General features: G+C 69.5%; 1 protein-coding gene. It reads right to left on the bottom strand.

The window, feature by feature from the left end; genetic code table 11:
* The coding region (locus tag BGIM_RS64895) for a WD40 repeat domain-containing protein (protein ID WP_162136264.1) at positions 1 to 964 on the bottom strand (964 nt) is incomplete at both ends.

The raw sequence follows: 964 nt of genomic DNA, 5'->3' as shown, positions 1-964 counted from the left end.
GGCTCCACCCGACCGCCGTGCCGTCGGCGTCAAACCCCACCGCCCATGCCCCGGCCGACAGCCCGCCGAGCGCGCGGCGGACGGTCTTCCCCTTTTCCTCCCCCGCCACGAGCAGGCGGATCGAGTGGTCGTCGTAGCCGGTGAAGGCGTACGTGCGCCGGCTCTTGTCCGGGCTGATGTGGACCGCCGCGGCGGCGGGAATCTGAACGATCTGGCCCTGCCGGTCCGGGAGTTCGGTGAACTCCAGCAGGTCGTTCTGGACTCCCTTCTTGTCGATTTGGACCAGGATCGGGTTCACCCGCGTCCGCGTCGACCCGAAGGCGAAGGCGACGACCACCCCGTTCCCGTCGGGCCGGTACCGGATCGCGAACGCCTGGCCCCCCAGCTTCGAGATTTTAGAGAGCCGCGACAACTGGTCCCCCGCCTTCCTGGCGCCGTCGAGTTTCCAGACGCCGAGGCACTCGTCGCCGCCGCCCGTTACGAGGACATCCCCGTCCGGGTGCCAGGCGACCCGGGTGTCGCCGCCCTTCGAGTGGGCGGCCAGCGCCTTGCCGAGGTACTCCCACGTCTCCTTCGCCGGATTGACGGTGAACACATGCAGGTCGCCGTTGCCGCTGACGGTGGCAAACACGTTCGCGTCCGCGGGAGAGAAGGCGATGTCCGTGACCGTGTCGCGCTTCTTCGTTTTCGGGTCGGGGCTAGTCTTCAGTTTGAGCACGGCGTCCCCGGTCCGCGGGTTCCAAACGACGATCTCGCCGCTTGTGGTGGCCGCCCCCAGAAGGGCGCCGTCCCGCGAGTAGCTCAGGGCCATGACGGACCCGACGGCGTCGGTCAGGGAGCGGGCCAGGGCGCCGGTCCGCAGGTTGATCAGGAAGACAGGCGAAAGCGGCTGGCGGCCGAAGTAGTAACCGGCGCCGCCGACGGCGGCCGTCTTCCCGTCCGGGGAGACGGCGACAGCGAGCAG

It is taken from the genome of Zavarzinella formosa DSM 19928, from assembly GCF_000255705.1.
In the GTDB taxonomy this organism is placed as follows: domain Bacteria; phylum Planctomycetota; class Planctomycetia; order Gemmatales; family Gemmataceae; genus Zavarzinella; species Zavarzinella formosa.
Note: the sequence above shows the minus strand (reverse complement) of the source record. Positions and strands in the feature narration are given on the sequence as shown.